Genomic DNA, 21,742 nt, shown 5'->3' with positions numbered 1-21,742 from the left:
CCTGGTTGTAACCCACCCCGTTTAAGCGTACGGGATTATTCGATAGAAATGTAGGAAAGGCTTGCCAAAAGGGCAGGCCTTTTTCCTTAGATAGGAGGTACATTGGAAGGATCCAGGTCCTTACGGGCGTCAATACATTTCTTGCGTTCCGCGGCATCCGCAAACGCTACGGCGCAAACATCTTCAGCCAATAGCGGATTGGAAGAGGTAGACATTTTGCTGAACTTGTCACGGTCGCTGGTGGGTTTATTCATCTGCGCCAGGAACCATACCAGGCGCATAGCCACGTTCATATCCTTGTTTTTGGAATGCGATTCTATATAGTCATAGCGGTCTGTCAGTCCCAGCGCATGATGCACCTCATGGGATAATGTCACCGGTTTGGAGGCCCAGTTGCCCGCATTGGCCCACTGGCAGAATTTAACGGTCATATCAAATACATCATTACCCGGCGCGTCTACAAACTCAATATCCAGGTAATACCCTTTGGTGGATTTCCATACCTCGCGCTCTATAGCATCTTCCAGCGCCTTTATTTTCCTTACTTCGCCGTCCGCGCCTATCAGCCGCACCTTTATCAGCACCCGTATGCTCCGGAGATTGGTGGCGTCTACCCGGTACAGTTTACCGCCTTTGCCGGCGCGGGTCACCATCTTATCTTTTCTTTCCGCTACCAGGTTTTCTTCCATATTCCACAGGAAACCGTTCCATTGTTCTTTCTCTATTTTCAGCGCTTCATCCACCGCCTTTTTATTCTCTTTCTCTGCATTATCAGAGCAATCGTATTCCGTTTTGCCGGTTTCTGTGCCGTTAAAAGGCGTAGTAAGCGCTATCTGCAGCTTCTTGAAATAGTAGTTGCGCTGGCCCTTATCCTGCCCCAGGGGCTTTGTTTTGGCAATGGCAATGATCTGGGTTACCCGCGACTGGGAATCGGCCTGTAAGCCCTTATAGGCAGCGCTGTTGAGTATATCTCTTTCCAGGTTGATGGCTTCCTCTGCATTAGGGTCCTTTTTATCATCCCTTTGTACGGTAGTGCTGGCGCCGCCTTGTTGTAATACATGGGTCAGCTCATGCGCCAGCAAATGTTGACCGGCAGCGGTGCCGGGGTTATATTCCCCCTTATTAAAATAGATATTATTGCCGGTGGTAAAAGCCCGTGCATTAAGGGCTTCGCTTAGCTGTGCCGCTTCTCCGCCGGTATGGATATTTACCTGGCTAAGATCAGCCCCAAAACGGCCGGACATAAAGTCCAGGGTACTGTCATCCATACGCCTGCCACGCCCCTGTGAAGCGCTTATACCCTGGTGTACCGTATCGCTCACCATACCACCATCGCCGCCTTTGGCCTGCAGATAGGGAGTTATGGAGGATGATTGTGGTGTACGCTGCGCGTGATGATCTTCTTCCTGCTCACACGCCGCGCATTTACGCTGCAGCCAGGAGGAGGACGACGGCATGCGCATCACCTTGTCCGCCATGGCGTCTGCTTCCTGTTCATGATGATCTCCCGGTGTGTTCACCGTAAGTTTTGTCTGGATCTTAGGCGTATTGGCAGTGCAGGCGCCGTTGGCGTGCCCGGCAGGGGAGGCGCTATAAGTGTCCCCGGTCTGCCTTTGGGTAGCATGGGAATACATATAAGTAGTGTATTGGGGTTGATAATAATACTGAATGTAACACTTTTTCCGCAAATAGGAGCCGGCCAGCGCCGGCCGCTTTTACTACAGGTTCCGTTTCTTCAGCTCGCTCACCGCATAATTGGCTGCCCGCGCGGTCAATGCCATATACAGCAGGGACGGGCTTTGATTGCCGGTACTGGTCATACAGGCCCCATCGGTTACAAACACATTCGGACAGTGATGCAGTTGGTTATGCTCATTCAGCAGCGAAGTAGCCGGGTCCTTGCCCATACGGCAGCCGCCCTGTTCATGTATATCCAGGCCGGGGGCCTGGTGGTTATCATGCTGCTGAATGTTTTTACAACCTGCTTTCTCCAGCATGGCGGTGCTTTGCGACAGGAAGTCTTTGATCATCTTTTCATCGTTATCATCATATCCTACAGACATGACCAGCAGCGGTATGCCCCACTGGTCTTTCTGATCTTTGCTCAAACGTACATGGTTGGCGGCTTTGGGAATGGTCTCACCCTGCATGTACATATACACTTTCCAGCCGCCGGGTTCCGTTAGCTGTTCTTTATAGGTAGCGCCAATGGTTTCCGTACAACGCGATTCATCCAGCCGGCTGCGGTGCGCGCCCATAAACGTGGTAAAGCCGCCTACATAATCCGTATCCTGTTTTTCCAGGTTACGGTAATTGGCGATGATGGGCTCTGTGGGGTTGCGCCCAAAATAATATTTGTCTTCCATACCATCCAGTTCCGCGTTCACAGAAGCGCGGTAGTTATGAAAGCCCACATAATGGCCCAGCAGCCCGTTATCATTGCCCAGTCCATTTGGAAAGCGCCCGGATGTAGAGTTCAATAACACCAGGTTGCTGTTCAGCGCAGATGCATTGACAAAGATCACGGAGGCAAAGAAATCAGTGGTCTCTTTTGTATTCGCATCTATCACACGTACGCCGGTGGCCTTTCCTTTCTTTTCGTCATAGATGATGGAATGCACCACGGAAAAAGGCCGCACTGTAAGATGTCCTGTTTTTTTTGCCCAGGGCAGGGTAGAGGATACAGAGCTGAAATACCCGCCAAACGGGCAGCCCCGCATACACAGGTTACGGGCCACACATTTTACGCGGCCTTGTTCCAGGTGTATGGGTTTGGGCTCCGTAATATGCGCCCAGCGTGCATGCACCAGGTGACGGTCCTTAAAGTTTTCACGTATGCTTTTTTGTATCAGCGCTTCGCCGCAATTCAGCTCAAATGGCGGCAGGAACTCGCCATCCGGCATAGCTGCTATACCGTCCTTCGTGCCGCATACGCCAATGAATTGCTCCACATGGGAGTACCAGGGCGCAATAGTATCGTAGTCTATAGGCCATTTCATGCCGTAGCCATAACGCTCCGGCGCGGTAAACTCAAATGGGCTCCAACGCTGACAGGCGCGTCCCCAGGTCAGCGATTTACCGCCTACCTGGTAACCGCGGATCCAGTCAAATGGTTTTTCCTGTATATAAGGGTGATCTTTATCCTTGATGAAAAAATGCGCGGTATCCTCGCTAAAACCTGCCGCTTTGCTGATGAGCGGGTTCTCCTGCAGGAAGTCTTTGGTCAGCTGTCCGCGGTGTTTAAACTCCCAGGGCGCTTTGGTAGCGGTAGGGTAATCCTTGATATGCTCCACATTGCGGCCCCTTTCCAGTACCAGTGTACGTAAGCCATGATCGCAGAGCTCCTTGGCGGCCCATCCGCCGCTGATGCCGGAGCCTATCACAATAGCGTCAAAAGTATTTTGCGCAACGCCGCCGGAGTTGATGTTAAACGTGGTCATAACAGGTGGAATTAAGTAGCCTCACAATAGTACGCTACTAAAATAATATCTTTTTCCAGAGAATCTAATAGCTGATGATAAATGGCGGCGTCATCCGCAACCGCCTGAAAACAAAAAGCGCTTATTACCCACCGGTAACAAGCGCCTTGCTAATAAGTTTGCCGTAATTATAAGGATACGCATCTAGCCGTCTGCAAACGCCCCACAGCAGCCTGTAAGCTGGTAGCCTCCACAGCCGGCAGCACCGCTTCCGGCGCCCAGGTCTCTTTCACTTCGTTATAGCCAAAATCCTGTTTAGATAAAGAGCGTATCAGCTTAAATGCCTGTTGTGCCGTATCCGGTTTGGGAACACCTTCTCCTTCCTGTATAAAAGAAAGTACCTGGTGATCCACCAGCGTGCCTTTATTCGTGATCTTCACCTGTAGCAGCGGTGCTACATTGGAAGGATGTTTCAGGTTAAACTGCCCATAGGTGGCAAAGTTCCCCAGGCTATAAGCGATCAGTTTCTTTTTATACTGTTCCATACCGCGCACTACATGCGGACCGGAGCCTATCACCATATCCGCGCCGGCGTCTACGCATAACCGGCTGAAGTGTACTACATCGCCGCGGTTCTGCCCGTAAAAGATCTCCCGTTTACGCGGCGTATGCATGCGTTGCGCGCCTTCTGCGCCGCCATGGAAGAATACTACCAGCAGGTCGCACATCGGCCGTACCTGCGCAATATAAGCCTGTACCACAGAATCATTGTTCATGTCCAGGCAATTATTATGCGGTGCAAAGGATACAAAACCGATACGTACATTCCGTATCGTTAAAGTATCGATCGGATGCTGCGTTACGCCGCTGGTGCGGATATTATTATTCCGCAAAAATGCCAGTGTATGTTGCACGCCGGTACTGCCAAAATCAAAGGAATGGTTGTTGGAAAGATTGAGGTATTCAAACCCTGCTTCCTTATACCATTGCGCGCATTTCACCGGCGTACGGAATGCAAAACACTGGGTCATGCCGCATTGTTTGTACACCGCTGCGCTATCAGATACGGCACTCTCCAGGTTGCCTATACGAAGATCTGTGCATTGCAGAAAAGGCATGGCATGCTGCAGGATATTCCCCTCTGTGTCCACAGGCAGCAGGAGGGAAGAAGGATAGCTGGAGCCTACCATCATATCGCCCACAATAGAGAAGCTGATGGTGTCCGTTACCGGCAACTGCGGCAATACTGGCGTATCGGCAGTGTTAATGAATGGTTTCCGTTCTGCAAAAGACTCTATGCACGGGTTCCCGGAAAAGATGCAAGGCAGGGCTATTAATCCAATTATATTAAAAGTGAATAACCGGATGTCTTTAGCGCCATGTACTGATTCAGGCATAAGGGATAAATAAATGTCTTAAGGGTTAACTGAACTAACGGGTACAAATATATGTTATTTGCCCATACGTTATATTTTATCGTAATGTTAAATGGGCCGATAGTTATGCACATTGTCTTGAAAAACCTTTAATTGGTTGATACTGAAAAGGCATTTTAAAAAGGGCCGCAAAAACTGTGGAGATCTTCTGCTTATTTCCCCCCAGGCATACAATAATATGGGTATCTATGATGTTTAAATATTATGCTTAACTTTGAGACCGGAAATTAGTACCCGGATATGATAGTTACGCAAACCATGCCGCTGGTAGTCACCGGCAGCACATTGTTAAGACCCGTTCAGTGAATGATGACCAGCAGCATAACGATCATGCAAGTCCCAACTGTAACTTTTTGGAGGTATAGGCCGTTATAACAGCACTTGACCCATGCCCGGGACAAGCATTATTAACAGGCGCAATTTTAACCCGGAAAATACCGTAAGACTATTACCATCTTATAACAAACAACATTTGAGCACAACTTCACACAACAAAACATGACAAGAGTACCGTTCCTATGCCTGGCAGGTTTTGCCCTATTGTTTGCAGCCTGTTCCAAAGACGATGCGCCTGACCGCAACGGAAACACCCCCCCGCCGGAGCCCGCGCGCGATATTGCGTATGTGGCCAGCATGGCAACCCATACCACCTTCGGTGATAGCGTGGTGTTTGAATATAATGCAGACAAAACGCTGAAACGCCAGGGCGCATTCGAGTTTGGCAGAGTGGCTGATATTAACACTTTTATTTACTACCCGCACTATGAAAATGGCCGTATAAAAAGCCTCTACCTGTCAAGAGCAGCAGCGGATGTTGCCGGAGAGCCACGGTTTGAAATTGTATACAATAACGCCGGCCAGGTGATCAGGACTAATGATGTAACCCCTGCCGCCAATGGCGGATTTACTGCATATAACTATAACAGCGACGGCCACATTATTGACAAACGTATGTATGGCACATCCGCTAAAACAGACAGTGTTGTATGGACTTTTACCTGGGAAGGTAAGAACGTGACAAAGGTGATCATGACCAATTCTAATTTTGGCAATCCGTATACGGAAACATATACCTATACCTACGACGATAAATGGAATCCCTTCACAGGCAGAACATTGGGTATCTTCACCAACAGCTTCGAGCTGCCCTATTACTATTCTGAGAATAATGTAAAAAAACAAGTGTTGGTAGATGGATCTGATAGCTATACTACTACTTATGAGTACCAATATAACAGCGACGGTTACCCGGTTCATTTCGCTGCCTCTGAGGTAACTGAAGGAGATCCCACTGTGTACACGGAAGCAACTGATATCACCTATCTGCCCAAATAATAGACAAAATTGCAACAATGAAAAAATTACGCCTGCTTACCCTGTTGGGTATAGCATTTATGTATGCTGCCTGCAGTAAGAATGATCAATCTCCTCCCATCATCGTTGATCCTCCCATGGGCTCCAATTTATTGGTGGCCAGCCTGGTGACGAACTGGGATAGCCTCGTCTTTGACTATAATACGGATAACACGCTGCGCCGTTATGCAGACTTCAGCTATAATAGCGTGGGCACGGTAAACAATATTGGCCAATATTACGTGGTTTACAAGGGCGACACGGCAGACCGCTTCTTTTTTAAGCCCTATCTGACCGGTGATAGCACGCTGGCCTCCCGGCTGGCTTATAACAATACAGGTAATATCAGCACGCTGATCGGTGATGGCGGAAATCATGATTCGATCATATACGATATAAGAGGCAAAATGACGGAGCGGTACCAGTTTCGTGCTAATATGCTGACTGTTACCAACCTGTTCACCTACGATGGCGGCGACGTTGTAAAGGTAGTAGACATTTTCGGTGATGGTTCCACCGGCGAGACCGATATCACTACTTATACCTATCTGGATAAGATCAACCCTTTCCGTCTGTTGGGGTTGGTGCCATATTTGGATCAGAACAAACCGTATTACTTCTCCAGCCACCTGCTGGCTGGCTGGCGCTATACCACCACAAGGCTGTCTGGCGATATTACCAGTACTTACGAGTATACTTATAATACAGATGGCTCCCCCAATACGGTCAAACGTACGCAGGCAGCCTTCCTGGACGGAGATGCCGAAACCCGTGTGGAATCAGGGCATTTCACCTACCTGAAGAAATAAGCAAACCTGCAATCGCTTAAACGATAGCTATTTTCCATAAAAATGCCACCAAAAGCGTCTGACTGCTGGTGGCATTTTAATTTTTGAAACTCCCGCCGCCAGCCCGCCTTCCACCGCGTCGCTGTTGCCCCAAAAAAAGTTTAACTTTGTCTTGTAAAAAAAGTGAGCAATTTGCCCTTTCCGGGCAACGGATCCAATAGTTTTCGTATGGAATTGATATCAGACAAAAATAGCACCTATCAGGCCGCCTCCAAAGTGGCCGGGCTGATAGCCGCTCATTTCTACAAACACCTGGCAGCCGCACAGGAAAACGGGGAAGAGAACCTGGCTGCCGCTCCGGACGCCCGCGTGGTAGAGAAGTTGATCGATGTGGCCTTCTGGGCCAGCCTGCATAAAGAAGAAGGCAATAGCACCAAGATATCCCTGGCATTTCTGCCCCCCGCACAAGCGGGTAAACCACTGCTGTTCGAGCGCCCGCTGCAGCTTACGCCTAAAGTGCTGAGCAAACTGGCGCCCGGCGTAGAGCGCGCCGGCGTGCACGTGGGCGTCTGGCACGATGGCACAGAGCTCTATATCTGGGGAACCACCATCCGCCTGCCGGATTATTGCTTTGTGCTGGACGTATCAGAACCGGCCCTGCTGGTCGTAAAACAACGCCGCATCATTGGCCTGGGCAAATTCACCAACGTAGCCGTGCTCCGTGGCGACCAGATAAAGGTCGTGGATGAGAACATTGGCCTCCTCCCGGATAGCCCGGAGATACTCACCTCCCTGCTGGGCCTCAGCAGTACCGCAGCCGTATGGAACGACCCGGTGAACATCCTCATCCAGATCGCCGTTAGCATGCGCGCCCACGGACGGGGCGGTATCCTGCTGGTAACGCCCGCATTGCAGGACCGCTGGAAAGCCTCCATCATCCATCCCCTGCAATACCCGGTAGCGCCCGCGTTCTCCGGCGTTGCAGACCTGGTACGCCAGAACTGCAGCCGCAGCGTAAGCGATATTTACTGGCAGAACGCCCTGCGCAGGGAAGTGGAGAACGTAGCCGGCCTTACCGCCGTAGACGGCGCCACCCTGATCACAGACCGTCACGAGCTGCTCACCTTCGGGGCCAAGATCACCCGGGCGGCCTATGCTACCCCGGTGGACCAGATGCAGTTTATGGAGCCTATCCTCGACAGCACGCCCCGGCTCATCCATCCCAGCAGCCTGGGAGGCACCCGCCACCTCAGCGCGGCCCAGTTTGTGCATGACCAGCGGGATTCCCTTGCGCTGGTAGCCTCGCAGGATGGCTACTTTACCGTATTCTCCTGGTCAAAGAATGCGCAGATGGTACAGGCGCACAGGATAGACGTACTGCTGTTGTAATAAAAAATCTCCTTCCATAGAGGGCGCAACTAAACTTTTTCGTTTACCTTGCGCCCTCAATTTTTTAACCCATGCATACTTTCCCCGCCCAGTACTCCACCTTATCCTCCGTTGCCTTAAATGATCATATCGCTGCTGCTTACGGCCTGTCCGGTCTGTTTTGCAAACTGCTCATGCATGGCGTAAGCGATACCTATATCCTCACCAGGGATGACGACCCGGCTTACATATTCAAAGTATACCGCCATTCCCACCGCGATACCCATGGCATACAGGGAGAGCTGGAACTGCTAAACACGCTGTACGCCCAGGGCGTTAAACTGGCCTATCCCATCACAGACCTGCAAGGGCAGCAGCTGCAACACTTCAATGCGGCAGAAGGCCCGCGTTACGGCGTGCTCTTTATATATGCCAAAGGCCGCACTGTATATGATTTCACCGATGCCCAGCTTACAGCACTGGGCCGTGAAATGGCCCGTTTCCACCAGGTCAGCGCCGCCATCACCCTGCAGCATGAGCGCGAGACCTATGACCTGCAACGCATGCTGCTGCAACCGCTGCAAACCCTGGCCCCCGCATTTAAAGACTACCCGGAAGGACATACGTACCTGACCGCCACTGCCAGCCAGATCATCCAAAAACTGGATACCCTGGGTACAGCAGATTTTACTACCGGGTACTGCCATTATGATTTCCTGCCCAAGAACTTCCATTTCGATGAGCAGGATAACATCACCTTCTTCGACTTCGACTTTGCCGGCAAAGGCTGGCTGGCGCACGACGTGACTTCCTTCTACATGCATTTCTTCTTTCATACCGCCACCCAGAAAATGACCCAACCGGAAGCGGACCGCGCCTTCGCCCTGTTCCTGGATGCCTACCGCCAGGTACAACCCTTCTCCGCCGCGGAAGCCGCCGCCGTACCTTACCTGGGCTTCATATTCTGGGTGTTCTACCTGGGCTTCCAGTATGAGCATAAAGACGATTGGAGCAACTATTTCTTCAACACCCGCTACCTGCAGGACCGCGTAGGGATCATCAAGAAATATATCAGCCTGTATTGTCCGTTGTGATGTATATTCATCCTTCATATACTTTACGTCATGACGTTCTCCTCTTCCCGTTATTCCGCGATGGAATACCGCCGCTGCGGCAGATCCGGCCTTAAACTGCCGGTGATATCTTTAGGCCTCTGGCATAACTTCGGACATGTAGACGTACCGGAAAATTACCGGGAAATACTCTTCACCGCGTTTGACAACGGTATCACCCATTTTGACCTGGCTAACAATTACGGCCCTCCGCCCGGATCTGCAGAGGAGAACTTCGGACGGATCTTGCACAACGATTTCCGCGCTCATCGCGATGAGCTCATCATCTCCACCAAGGCAGGTTATACCATGTGGCCCGGCCCTTATGGCGACTGGGGCTCAAAGAAATACCTCGTATCCAGCCTGGACCAGAGCCTGCAACGTATGCGGCTCAACTATGTAGATATCTTTTACCATCACCGCCCGGACCCGGAAACGCCGCTGGAAGAGACCATGACCGCCCTGGACCTCATCGTGCGCCAGGGCAAGGCCTTGTATGTAGGCCTCTCCAACTATCCGGCAGAGCAGGCTGCACGCGCCATTACCCTCCTCCGGGAGTTAGGTACGCCCTGTCTCATCCATCAGCCTAAATATTCGATGTTCGAGCGCTGGGTAGAGCATGGGCTGCTGGACCTGCTGGAGCAGCAGGGCGTAGGCTGTATCCCCTTTTCCCCCCTTGCACAGGGACTGCTCACAGATAAATACCTGAACGGCATCCCGCAGGATTCCCGCGCCGCCAAACCACATGGCTTCCTCAAAGAACAGGATGTAACGGAAAACCGCCTGCAACAGATCAACGCCCTGCATGGCATGGCTAAACAACGCGGACAAACGCTGGCCCAGATGGCCCTTAGCTGGCTGCTAAAGGACCCGCGCATTACTTCCGTACTGGTGGGCGCCAGCCGCGCGGCACAGCTCAGGGATACCCTGCAATGCATCAAGGCCGCCCCTTTTGCCGCAGAAGAGCTGACCGCGATAGCAGCGGTACTGGCGAAATAAATCCTAACTTCGCGGCATGATCAACATAGGGGTTTATAATACACTCAAAGTAAAAAAAGCCGCCGACTTCGGCGTATTCATGGATGGCGGCGATGGCGTAGAGATCCTGTTGCCTAAACGTTATGTGCCCGCCGGTACAGAGCCCGGCAACGACCTGGAAGTATTCCTGTACCACGATTCCGAGAACCGGCTCATCGCCACTACAGAACGGCCCAAAGGCATTGTAGGCGATATCGTAAGCCTCAAGGCGGTTGACGATACAGACCAGGGCGCTTTCCTGGACTGGGGCCTGATGAAAGACCTCTTTGTGCCCAAATCCCAGCAGCTGCAGCGCATGCGCAAAGGCCAGGAATACCTGGTCATGATCTACATAGACAATCTCACCGGCCGCATAGCCGCCACAGAAAAAATAGATCCTTACCTGAGCAACGATACCCTCACCGTAAAAGAGCTGGACCCTGTAGACCTTATCATCTACCGCCGTACACAGATTGGTTACGTAGTGATCATCAACCAGCGCCATACGGGCCTGCTGCATTTTAACGAGGTATTCCGCCCCGTAGATATCGGCGACCGCATGAAGGGCTTTGTAAAAGCCATTAAAGAAGAAAACAAGATCGATGTGGTATTAGGCCAGGCAGGCTACAAAAAAGTGGAAGACGAAAGCGGTAAGATCATCCGCTTGTTGCAGGAGAATAACGGTTATCTGCCTTACCATGATAAATCAGACCCGGAAGAGATCTATGCCTTCTTTGGCATGAGTAAAAAAACATTTAAAATGACCACCGGCGCGCTGTACAAACAAAAGAAGATCGAGTTTACGCAAACAGGGATCAGGTTGATAGAAGAGTAGGAGGGAGCCTCCACAAAAAATTAAGGGCCGCCTGTTTACCGCAGGCAGCCCTGTTTCAATATTACTTCCCAGCCCATATGGGTTGAAAGATGTAGTATTCTGCTGGCGAAATAAGGCGCACCGATGCCTAAACGGCCGCATACATTCGCCCTGGTATAACATTTTTAGTTTTACATAACACCTTCATGCTACAAATGCCATGTATCAAATACGCGGGATGTCGATATTTCATATAATACTTATGTAAATAAATATTATATAAAAAACGGGGTTGCAAGTTTTATAAAAATGATTTTGTTTTGCGCCCGAACTATACCTGGAAAGTACTGTTGTTACCCGTGAGAAAATAACCCGGACTTTCTACAATTGTTAAATGCGAACTAACGTGGATGTTCCATAGTAACTAAGCGTTGCCAAAAAGATCCCGCATGTTATATGCAATTATACCTTGAGATCCAGAGAACGGTATGCAGATACCTTGCGTACCTGAGTCACAACTTTGCCTGTATAAATCATTGGCAATGACCAATGAAGTATGATCAGCGCAAATTTAACCAGCGGCGACAATCCGGTGGTAAAAGAACGCCAGGTAGAGTGTGTCCTGTTACAAGCAAAAAAATACTGAATAAAATGATAAATCCCATCCTGAAACTCCAACATTTTGTTGTCATTCTTCTTTTAAGTCTCTCTCTCCCGCGGTTTGTGAATGCCCAGGGGGTAGTAGCTCACACCCTGCCTAATGTATCAACAAACGCGGGCGGTTGGTACAAAATCGGAACACTCACTATACCTCAAAACGGTCAGGACGCTATTATAAGAATCGCTTCCGGTGTGGGATATAACGCCAATATTGATCAGAACGGCGAATGTTTTATTCATTTCCGTACCAGCAATGGGAGTAGTGCGATCAATGGTTTTATGGGCGCTGCCACCTTTTATTGCACAGGCAGGGCTAAGATCGTGAGCGCGCTGACGATCAAACAGATTACCCCTGGTCAATTTGAGTTTTACGCAATATTGCCGCAATATACTGGAACAGGGAGCCCCTTAATAACGGAAACGACGACCGGAACCTGGGCATACGCGGGCGATCGTCAGTCAGCAGCGCCAGAAGGCTACCAGGTAAAAGAAGAGCTTGTGCTATTGTCCCCCGGGGCCTTCATTGGGAACATCGGCCTCGGTACCTACGATACCAAAGGATACCGCCTTGCAGTGAACGGCGATGCAATTTTCACCAAAATAAAAGTAAAAACCTTTGCCACCTGGCCAGATTATGTTTTTGAGGAGAACTATGCCCTGCCTTCGCTGGCGGAAGTAGGCCGTTTCATAAAGGATAATAAGCACCTGCCAGACCTGCCCTCGGCAGCAGAGGTTCAAAAGGAAGGCATGGATGTGGAAGAAATGAACAGAAAACTGTTGCAGAAAGTGGAGGAGCTGACCTTGTATATCATTCAGTTGAATGAAAAGAACAACGCACTGGAAAACCGGTTGACTACATTAGAAAAAAAACAGCAAGGTAAATAACATACTATGCACAAGTATCATTTTTTATTAGGAGTACTACTGTTAACCTTTAACTTATCCCATGGGCAGGTAAATCTACCCACAGGTAAAGCGGAATTCAATTTTCCCATTTATAGTTATAGTGATGGTAACAGGCTTTCTACGTCTATTAACCTGAATTATACAGGAGGTGGGGGTGTTAAAGTGGATGAACTGGCCTCAAGTGTCGGGCTGGGCTGGGAGCTGCAATATGGAGGCGTCATATCCAGGTCTACTGTTGGCGATCCGGATGATCAGGTGGCTACCTCATTCGGCATCTATGATGCAGCCGCCCCCGGGTACCTCACGCACACGGATCTTACAGCGGTGCCCAAAAAAATAGGGTGGCTACCGCTTACCTCTGCTGCGCTTCATTATTTTAAGCACGATGCGCAAACAATCGCAGACAGGGAACAGGATGTGTTCAATTTCCGGTTCGAAGGCGAACAGGGACGTTTTGTAATCGGCAGCGACGGGACTATCAGGTCCTTAAAGGAAACAAATCTGAAATTCGAAAAAGTGGAGGAGGATATGTCCGCCGCCAGGATCATTACCCGTATCAGTAAGTTCATTATCACAACACCCTCAGGGATTCAATTTGTTTTCGCCGACAAAAATCTAAGTAAGATCATCTCCTATGAGAGTGCGCCGCCCCAACAGTTCTTTACGGATCCGGTAATAGCCAATAAATCCTATTATTTAAGCCGTACAAATTATAATGTCAATAATTATGCAATCGTAACGGATTGGTATCTGTCAGAGATAGTGAACCCGCTGACCGGTAAAAAGATCACATTCAGTTACGAAGCCTACGACCTGGCTTACATGGCAAGCCAGTCCGCTGTGAATGCAACGGAAGACATAGGTGATGGTGATTATAAGGAAACAACACAATGGTTTCAGTCCAGATTCAGCGGCACTGTCAAGAGGATTACTGCTATTAACTTGCCAAACAACACAACGGTGGTATTTAAATATTTTGATACGGAGAGAGTGGACTTACCCGGAGACAAGGCCTTAAAACAGATCACGATCAAAAACGGCACTACAGAAAACGAAGGGTTCCTATTCACCTATCAATATTTCTCAAAAGCAGCCCTGCGGGCATTCAACTATAGTTTTCCTGCAGATGAGGTGGGCAACGCGCGTCTATGTCTACTTTCTCTGCAGAAAACGGGACGGTCCAACGCCGTTGATCAGCCATACGTGTTCTCCTACAATATCGGCGCATCCGGTGGTCTTTTGGGTTGGGTGCCTCCCCGCAACGCCGCGTCGCAGGATTACTGGGGCTACTATAATCCCGCCGTTACCTACCCCTATGACAATAACCTGGATATTTACAAAAACCTCCAAAACCTGTATGCCAGCCGTTTCAGGGTAGTAAATATTTTAACAGCCGTAAATGGATCATTAAAGTCGGTCAAATACCCTACGGGCGGAACATTGGAATATGAATATGAGGGTAACACCGCACTTAGCAACAATGCGAATGTTGCAATGGGAGGAATCCGGGTAAAAAAGGTCACTCAGTTCGATAAAATTGATCCTGCAAAAAATATAGTGAACGAATACCGGTATGTGGACGAAGTCGGCAAATCCTCCGGTTGGGGATACGAGGCGCCGGTGAACCAGGGGGAGTCGCGCACCTATATGGTAGTCCCCGGCAGCGGAAGCTACTACGCTGCATACCCAAGTATGACGCTTGCCCGCGCCGTAACGGAGGATTTTATGACGTCATATCTTCGCAATAACAGGATCGTGTTAAAACCAAAAGATGCGATAGCCTTCAATGTGGCCACAGAGGTCTTCGTTGCCGCGGTGCTGTTCATTGTGAAACAGTTCTTTTTCTCCGGCACCACTACAAAAGAGATCGTAACAAGCAACTTTTATAGCCATCATCCCAAAAATCAGAACCCGCTGCCATTTCTCTATTCCAGGGTGGAAGTATACAAAGGCACGGCAGCGGATAATATTGGGAAAACAGTATATGAATATACCTCTGACAAGGACTTTGCAATACCAGTCCCGGATTTTAAACCGCCTTATTCAGCCAGACAACGCTATTTCCCCTGGGCCTATGGATTGTTAAAACGTACGGTTGTTTACAATCAGGCCGGCCAGCCGGTCTCAGAGGCATACAATAAGTATTCCTATCATGTGGCTGAATATAAAACAAGCGACTGCCAGTCATTAAAATATACCGCTTCAAGGATCTTGTTGTGTCCTGCAGACTATTATCTGGCCAACATCGATAAGATCTGGTTTGACTCAGAATACTATTATCCATTAATAGGCCGCATGGAGCTCGACTTTACCATACAGAAAAGCTATAGCAATGCCAATGATTACATGATGGATCGTACAGACTATACCTATGATCCGGTCTATCATGATATTAAGAAGAAAACAACAACAAACAGTCTGGGTGAAACCATCGAGGAAAGGACCTATTATCCTTACGACTATAACATTACCGGTGTATTAACGCAGCTAAAAGATAAAAATATGATCGGCCAGGCGCTGGCCATCGAAACATGGCTGCTTAAAGATGGTGTTGAGCCCAGATTGCTGGACGCTGAAGTGTCAGATTTGCAGGCTATTCCCAACGGCGATCTGAGACCGGTTAAAGGCTATAAGCTGACTAGTGCCACGCCCGTATCAGAAAGTGTAATAGGGTCTTTTGATCCCACAAAACTCAACAGGAATACAGGATTGTTTAGACTGCAGGAAACCTATACCTACGATAACGCGGGGCGCATAATACAAACAGCAAACAAGGGGCGGCTGGAAAGTAATATTTATGACGACAATGGACAACTGGTCATTGCTAAAGTGCTCAATGCTGGTTCGAGTGTAGTGGCTTACAGTAGTTTTGAAGACAATGCCAAGGGAAATTGGACAATAACACCTGTAGCGGGCGCAACGCCAATAATTGCTGATGCTACGGCGCCAACCGGACAAAAGGCAATTAATCTCTCGCAGGTAACGTCTATAGTTAAAACCGGATTGACTGCCGCCGTTGAATTAACAATCTCCTTCTGGAGTAAAGGTGGAACAGTCACGGTCACCGGGGGGACGAAAAAGTCTGAACAAACCGGGCCTACGGTTGGCGGCTGGACCTTAAAACGTATCAACATATCCGGCGCTACCTCCGTTTCGGTGAATGGTACCGGCTATATTGACGAGCTCAGATTAGCGCCAAAGGATGCCAGCATGACCACACAAACATTTAACGATTGGCTCACTGTCTCCACTCAAACAGGTAACGACAATATCACAACGTATTATGAGTATGATAACCTTGGGAAACTGAAATATGTGAGGGACAGGCAACGCAATATCATAGCTGCTCATGAATACAAGTATCAACAATAACCTCTTGAGATCAATTATATGAGAAATATTTATCGTACCCTGTTGATAGGATCGCTGGTGTTCCTGCTTCAGCTAATTACTACCGCCAGGTTGTTTGCCCAGTGTGAGGTATATCCCGCAGCTGCTTATGTTGGATTAACTACCGGATTTGATATTTATTCTGTAGGTTCCTATACGAACGCCTTCTGGAGCGTGGTTAGTGGAAATGGAGTGCTTGTTGACCAGCGGCCCGATGGTAGATATACGGGCGTAAAATGGACCAGCGCCGGATATTCGAGTGAAGTCCGGGTTACCTATACGCAAAACGGTGTGCAGGTGCTAAAATGTTGGACGGTACATGTCTACCCGGCTGTAGCCGGCGGCTCCATTGCTGTCACAACGCAATATAAGCAGAATGAGTACTTCCCTTATAGTACGGTGGTTAATACGGTAACTCCAACCGGAGGAAGTGGTACTTATCAATACCAATGGGAGGAATCTTTTGATGGAACCAACTGGTCCGAGGTGGCAGGCGCCACCACAATAAATGGCGGTGGTAGTAACTTTTTAAAAGGTAAAATATATCTGAGAAGAAAAGCAATAGATGCAAATGGTCCGTTGTTCGCCTACTCCAATGTAATTACCATGGGAGACGTTGCCGGTTTACAATCAGGCCGGATCTCTCCTTCACAGATCATTACATCCAATACTTCCCCTTCACAATTGTTATCTGTAACCGCTGCCAGCGGCGGCACAGGCGCCTACAGCTATCAATGGGAATCATCTGCAGACGAGATATCCTGGAGCGCTATCAGCGGGGCTACGGCTGCAGCTTATCAGCCAGGCACAGTCAGCAAAACAACCTATTACAGGAGAAAAGTAACTTCCGGTACGGAAACAGGCGCGTCCAATACCCTGCAGGTTCTGACAAAAAATGAAGTGCTTAATAAGCCCGCCGTCAGTACCATAACGGCTACTGCGCCCAAATTTACAATTCCTGCCTATGGCAGTATAACATCAGATGATCTCAATACAGTATCCAGTACGGTTATATGTAAGCCTGGTATAACAGATCCCGCACAAATAGCAAATCTTACCCCCGTGCAGGATTTTGAGAAAAGCACTACCTACCTGGATGGGCTCGGCCGGCCGGTGCAACGTATCCAGTACAAAGCAAATATTTCAGGTAAGGATATTGCAGCCGTTGGCACGTACGACCAGTTTGGCCGGAAGACGTTGTCCTATCTGCCGTACATAGCCCCTACAGATGCAAATAACGCAGGTAAGCTCCGTACCGATGCCGCTACACAGCAGCCGTTGTTCTTCAATACCTTAACCGGCGGTCAGGAGGATTATTATTATGCCGTAGATGAATTGGAACCTTCTCCGATCAGTAGGACAGCGAAGACTGCTATACCCGGGAGAAGCTATGCTGGTAATGGCGCAGGGCAACGGCAAACCATAAGGATGAACTATGACTATGACAACGTACGTATATGGTCAATAGGGGATAATGTTACAGACATGCCCGCTAGCAGTGGCGTCTATCAGACGGGAACACTGAAGGTTAACGTAACGTCAGACGCGCAGGGCGCCAGGATATATGAATTCTCCGATAAAGACGGAAGAGTTGTGATGAAATCTGCGCAGCTGAACGCCGATAGGGAAGGAGATGGGCTCCGGACTTATTTTGTATATGATGTAATAGGAAATCTCCGTTATGTGCTTCCTCCATTGGCAATCAAATATTGCACTACTTCCAATGTCTGGAACTTTGCCGCATCAACGGCCGCTTCCAACGTGCTGAAAGAGTTGGGGTCTAAATATGTGTATGACGAAAAGGGCCGGATAATTATCGCGGAAACACCCGGTCAGGCAGGGCCGGTATATATGGTGTACGACGTGCGGGACCGGCTGGTATTTACACAGGATCCTGTACTGCGTGGCAGAGGGCTGGGAGAGTGGATGCTCTGCCTGTATGATGGCCAGGATCGCCGTATTATGGCGGCGTTATACAAAAATGTCAGCGCCACCAGGGAAAGCCTGCAGGCGCTTATGAATACAGAGCAGCCTTCCGCCAGTATAAGCTATACCAATCCACCGCCTATTGACTTATTCGTTGATGAAAATACGCCGGCAAGTACAACCTATCAGGCAACGAACAGTGTTAGTTTTCTCCCGGGTTTTGATAGTGGTACAAACGGAACGTTCGATGCACAGGTAAATCCATCCGCTACCGGAACAGTGGAGACGATCATCGCTAATAACCCCCTCCCATCTATTACGGGTTTTGAGCCGTTGGTGATAAGTTATTATGACAACTATGATTGGCCCGGCGCTAAAAAATTCAATACCGCCTTTAATGTCAACGCGGGTAGCAACCTGTATCCAATGCCGGTTACGCCTGCCAGTAACCCCACAGGGCAGGTGACCGGTGTAAAGGTGAAGGTCGTTGGGAAAGATCAATGGCTGTCCCAGACTGTATTTTATGATGATCAGGGTAGGGCCATACAGGCGCAAAGTGAGAATATAAGCGGTGGAACTGATATTATGACCACCCAGTATAACTTCTCCGGGAAAGTGCTTTCTTCTTATTTGATGCACAAAAACCCCAGGAGTACTGCCAACCCTGAAACCCCTGTACAGCTGCGTTACGAATATACAGCCTCAGGATGGCTTTCGAAGGTGTATCACACACTGTACAATGGCTCCACACCACAGACCAAAGTCGTGTCTGAATTCACCTACGATGAGGCTGGGCGGATAAAGACCAGAAAATTAGGCGCGCTGGAAACCCTGAACTATGATTATGACCTCCAGGGACAGCTAAAGGGGATCAATTCAGAATATGCAAGGGATAAGAATACCTCCCACTATTTTGGTATGGAACTGTTCTATGACAATGGTTTTGCCATGCCGCGTCTGGACGGTAATACATCCGGCGTGACCTGGAGAAGAAAAGGTAATCCAGATGAATACCATGCCTATGGATATGATTTTGATAACATAGGCCGCCTTACCAAAGCAGATTATACACAAAATAGCGGAAGTGCCTGGACAAACGATCTCGTGGATTACAAGGTGAGCATACCATCGTATGACGAAAATGGCAATATCAAGCAGATGAAACAGGATGGCATGCTGCTGGGAAATGTGAAGTCTGGCATAGACGATATGACATATAACTACGAGAACGGAGAATGGAGTAACCGGCTAGATGGCGTAACAGATTTACAGGGGAATAAGCAGCAGGGCGACTTTAAGAACTATAGCGGCCGTACTGGAACAGATGATTACAGTTATGACGTAAACGGCAACCTGATAAAGGATAAAAATAAAGGAATTACGGTAACGTATAGTTACCTGCTGGATAAACCGGAGAAGATCAGTATAGATAGTGATCCCAATAAGAACATAACCTTCGTATACGATGCCACCGGTAAGAAGTTGCAGAAGATTGTGAAAGATGGTACCAACACGATCACATACACCTATATCAACGGGTTTGTATATAAAGACGACGTGCTAATGTTATTCCCCCAGCCAGAAGGAAGGGTAAGGCGGAATAGTAATGGCGCCCTCGTATATGACTATTTTATTTCAGATCATCTGGGCAATACAAGAACTGTTATCACGGAAGAAAGCAACATTGTTTACTATAAGGCTACACATGAAGACAATCCGCAACCGCAGCCAATTGCACCTGAACGTGAAATGTTTACCTTCCCAAAAAATGTGGACCCCATACCCGTTGGCAATAAATTTTACGATTACAATGGCACCACTAACCGTAAGTTTATCCGCCTCAATGGCAATGATGCCGACAGGAAGATTGGGACAGCCAAAGTGCTGAAAGTGATGGCTGGTGACCAGGTGGAAATGGGCGTTATGTCTTACTATCCGGTAAATGCTGCCAGTAACAATACCCCGGATCAACCGGCAGACCTGATCGTTGGCCAGCTGATAAATTTATTGTTAGGGCCTGCCAGCGTTATTCCAAACGGAAAAAATAACATATTACAGAGCAATTCAAACGGCCTGATCTTAAATAAGGAGGACTTTAACACCTATGTTGATAACACACAGGACGGTAATCCTCCATCAACAGTCCCCAAGGCTTATCTTAACTACGTGCTGTTTGATGATAATTTCAAAATGGTGAACGGTGGGGTAGTAAGGGTAAGTCAGCCGGATGCTGTGGCGCCCCTGGCTGCCAGCATGAATATCAATAAAAACGGATATCTGTATGTATATGTCAGCAATGAGAGCCCAACAGATGTTTATTTCGATGACCTGGTAGTGAAACATACTACCGGACATCTGTTGCAGGAAGACTCCTATTATCCATTTGGCCTGCAGATCAGGGGTCTAAGTAGTATGGCCTTAAACCGTTTGCAGAATGATTACCTGTATAATGGCATAGAGAAGATCGGTGATTTTGATCTGGAAGTATATGACGCCATGTACCGCAATCTGGATCCGCAGACCGGCAGGTGGTGGCAAGTAGATCCGGCAGCCGGAAAATATGCAGGTATCTCCCCCTATAATAGTAATTTTAATAATCCTGTTGGATTTACCGACCCGTTGGGAAATGATCCTGGCGATGGTGGCAACTGGTTTACAAGGTTCTTTAAAAGGCTGTTTGGAGGTAATACAGAGGAAGAAATAGCTTTCACATACACCTCAAAACCCTATGAATACGTTGGGCAGCGTCTCCCGGGAGAAGTAGTCAATAGTGGTGGTGAATTGTTGAATTTGCATTTCGTTACACAAGGTTTTCTTGATTTAGACAAAAATGATTTGTCGAGGGAGCTTGCAAAGATAAATCCTCAAAAAAGCCCTACGAGCCAATCTGGGCGCGACAACTTACGCCCACCGGATCTTAAACCACTGGAAACGCAGGCGCCACCGCCACTAACCGATATTTCGGCAGATATCCAGAAAACACCTACAATATCAGCGCAGGATCCCTGCGTGGGCTGCCAGGATATGTACAGGTGGCGGTACCTGGAGAAGGAGAGGATCAGAAAGACTTTTGAAACGGCGGAAGGGCAGAGCTTTTTAGTAGTAAAATCAACGCTTGAAGCAGCATCATGGGAGTTTGCTACATATAAGGTACTCCAGGGCGCAACATATTTAGGTGTAACGTTTATGGGGAGACTAGGGGCTGAGGCCAGTTTTGATGCTACGGAATTTGCTACTGAGGTAATTTCCTTTAACAAAACTACTGAAGGAGCAGGAAGATTTTACAACGGAGATCTTTCAACCGCAATTCATACAGCAATGTATTATGAAACTCCCGCAGAACAGGGGGCCGCTATTTTCAGGTCTATCTCTCATGGTCACATGTTTGAAAATGGGAATAAGAGAACGGCTGTTTTTGCTTTCAAATTATTCGCAAAACAGCATGGATTGTCAACAATTGGTGAGCTTGATATGCTAAATGTTGCGACTCAGGTGGCGGAGGGGAATATTACAGATGTGTCACAAATTGCAAGTATCTTAGTAAAATAAAAAG

At 48.6% G+C, this 21,742-nt stretch carries 12 protein-coding genes; 9 read left to right on the top strand and 3 right to left on the bottom strand.

Going from position 1 to position 21,742, the window contains the following annotated elements; genetic code table 11:
- Positions 1-86: 86 nt before the first annotated feature.
- The 3 genes from F0L74_RS22000 to F0L74_RS21990 all read right to left on the bottom strand — a co-directional run bounded on the left by F0L74_RS22000 (position 87) and on the right by F0L74_RS21990 (position 4,816).
- Complete coding sequence (locus F0L74_RS22000; RefSeq protein WP_149840069.1) at positions 87-1,634, bottom strand: eCIS core domain-containing protein; 1,548 nt, start codon at positions 1,632-1,634, stop codon at positions 87-89.
- Between the two features lie 84 nt (positions 1,635-1,718).
- The gene (locus F0L74_RS21995) at positions 1,719-3,440 is read right to left on the bottom strand and encodes a GMC oxidoreductase (protein WP_149840068.1); all 1,722 of its coding nucleotides are present in this window, start codon (positions 3,438-3,440) and stop codon (positions 1,719-1,721) included.
- Between the two features lie 167 nt (positions 3,441-3,607).
- Positions 3,608-4,816 (bottom strand): CapA family protein, encoded by a 1,209-nt coding sequence (locus F0L74_RS21990; RefSeq protein ID WP_149840067.1) that lies wholly within the window; start codon positions 4,814-4,816, stop codon positions 3,608-3,610.
- A 537-nt stretch (positions 4,817-5,353) separates the two neighbouring features.
- On the opposite strand from F0L74_RS21990, the gene F0L74_RS21985 reads away from it, so the two are divergent.
- From F0L74_RS21985 to F0L74_RS21945, 9 genes are all read left to right on the top strand, one after another.
- Positions 5,354-6,190, top strand: coding sequence for a hypothetical protein (locus F0L74_RS21985; RefSeq protein ID WP_149840066.1), 837 nt, complete (start codon positions 5,354-5,356; stop codon positions 6,188-6,190).
- 17 nt (positions 6,191-6,207) lie between these two features.
- The gene (locus F0L74_RS21980; protein ID WP_149840065.1) at positions 6,208-7,017 is read left to right on the top strand and encodes a hypothetical protein; all 810 of its coding nucleotides are present in this window, start codon (positions 6,208-6,210) and stop codon (positions 7,015-7,017) included.
- A 207-nt stretch (positions 7,018-7,224) separates the two neighbouring features.
- The gene (locus F0L74_RS21975) at positions 7,225-8,385 is read left to right on the top strand and encodes a putative sensor domain DACNV-containing protein (protein ID WP_149840064.1); all 1,161 of its coding nucleotides are present in this window, start codon (positions 7,225-7,227) and stop codon (positions 8,383-8,385) included.
- 71 nt (positions 8,386-8,456) lie between these two features.
- Positions 8,457-9,458: a phosphotransferase enzyme family protein gene (locus F0L74_RS21970; RefSeq protein WP_149840063.1), complete on the top strand. Its 1,002-nt coding sequence runs from the start codon at positions 8,457-8,459 to the stop codon at positions 9,456-9,458.
- A gap of 30 nt (positions 9,459-9,488) precedes the next feature.
- Positions 9,489-10,475, top strand: coding sequence for an L-glyceraldehyde 3-phosphate reductase (gene mgrA, locus F0L74_RS21965; RefSeq protein WP_149840062.1), 987 nt, complete (start codon positions 9,489-9,491; stop codon positions 10,473-10,475).
- 16 nt (positions 10,476-10,491) lie between these two features.
- The gene (locus F0L74_RS21960) at positions 10,492-11,328 is read left to right on the top strand and encodes a CvfB family protein (RefSeq protein ID WP_149840061.1); all 837 of its coding nucleotides are present in this window, start codon (positions 10,492-10,494) and stop codon (positions 11,326-11,328) included.
- Positions 11,329-11,856: 528 nt separating this feature from the next.
- Positions 11,857-12,852, top strand: a complete 996-nt coding sequence (locus F0L74_RS21955; protein WP_149840060.1) for a hypothetical protein — start codon at positions 11,857-11,859, stop codon at positions 12,850-12,852.
- Positions 12,853-12,858: 6 nt separating this feature from the next.
- Positions 12,859-16,245, top strand: a complete 3,387-nt coding sequence (locus F0L74_RS21950) for a hypothetical protein (protein ID WP_149840059.1) — start codon at positions 12,859-12,861, stop codon at positions 16,243-16,245.
- 18 nt (positions 16,246-16,263) lie between these two features.
- Entirely contained in the window at positions 16,264-21,738 is a 5,475-nt protein-coding gene (locus F0L74_RS21945) for a DUF6443 domain-containing protein (protein ID WP_149840058.1), read from the top strand.
- Positions 21,739-21,742: the final 4 nt, after the last annotated feature.

The sequence above is a fragment of the Chitinophaga agrisoli genome (assembly GCF_008386695.1).
Lineage (GTDB): Bacteria > Bacteroidota > Bacteroidia > Chitinophagales > Chitinophagaceae > Chitinophaga > Chitinophaga agrisoli.
Note: the sequence above shows the minus strand (reverse complement) of the source record. Positions and strands in the feature narration are given on the sequence as shown.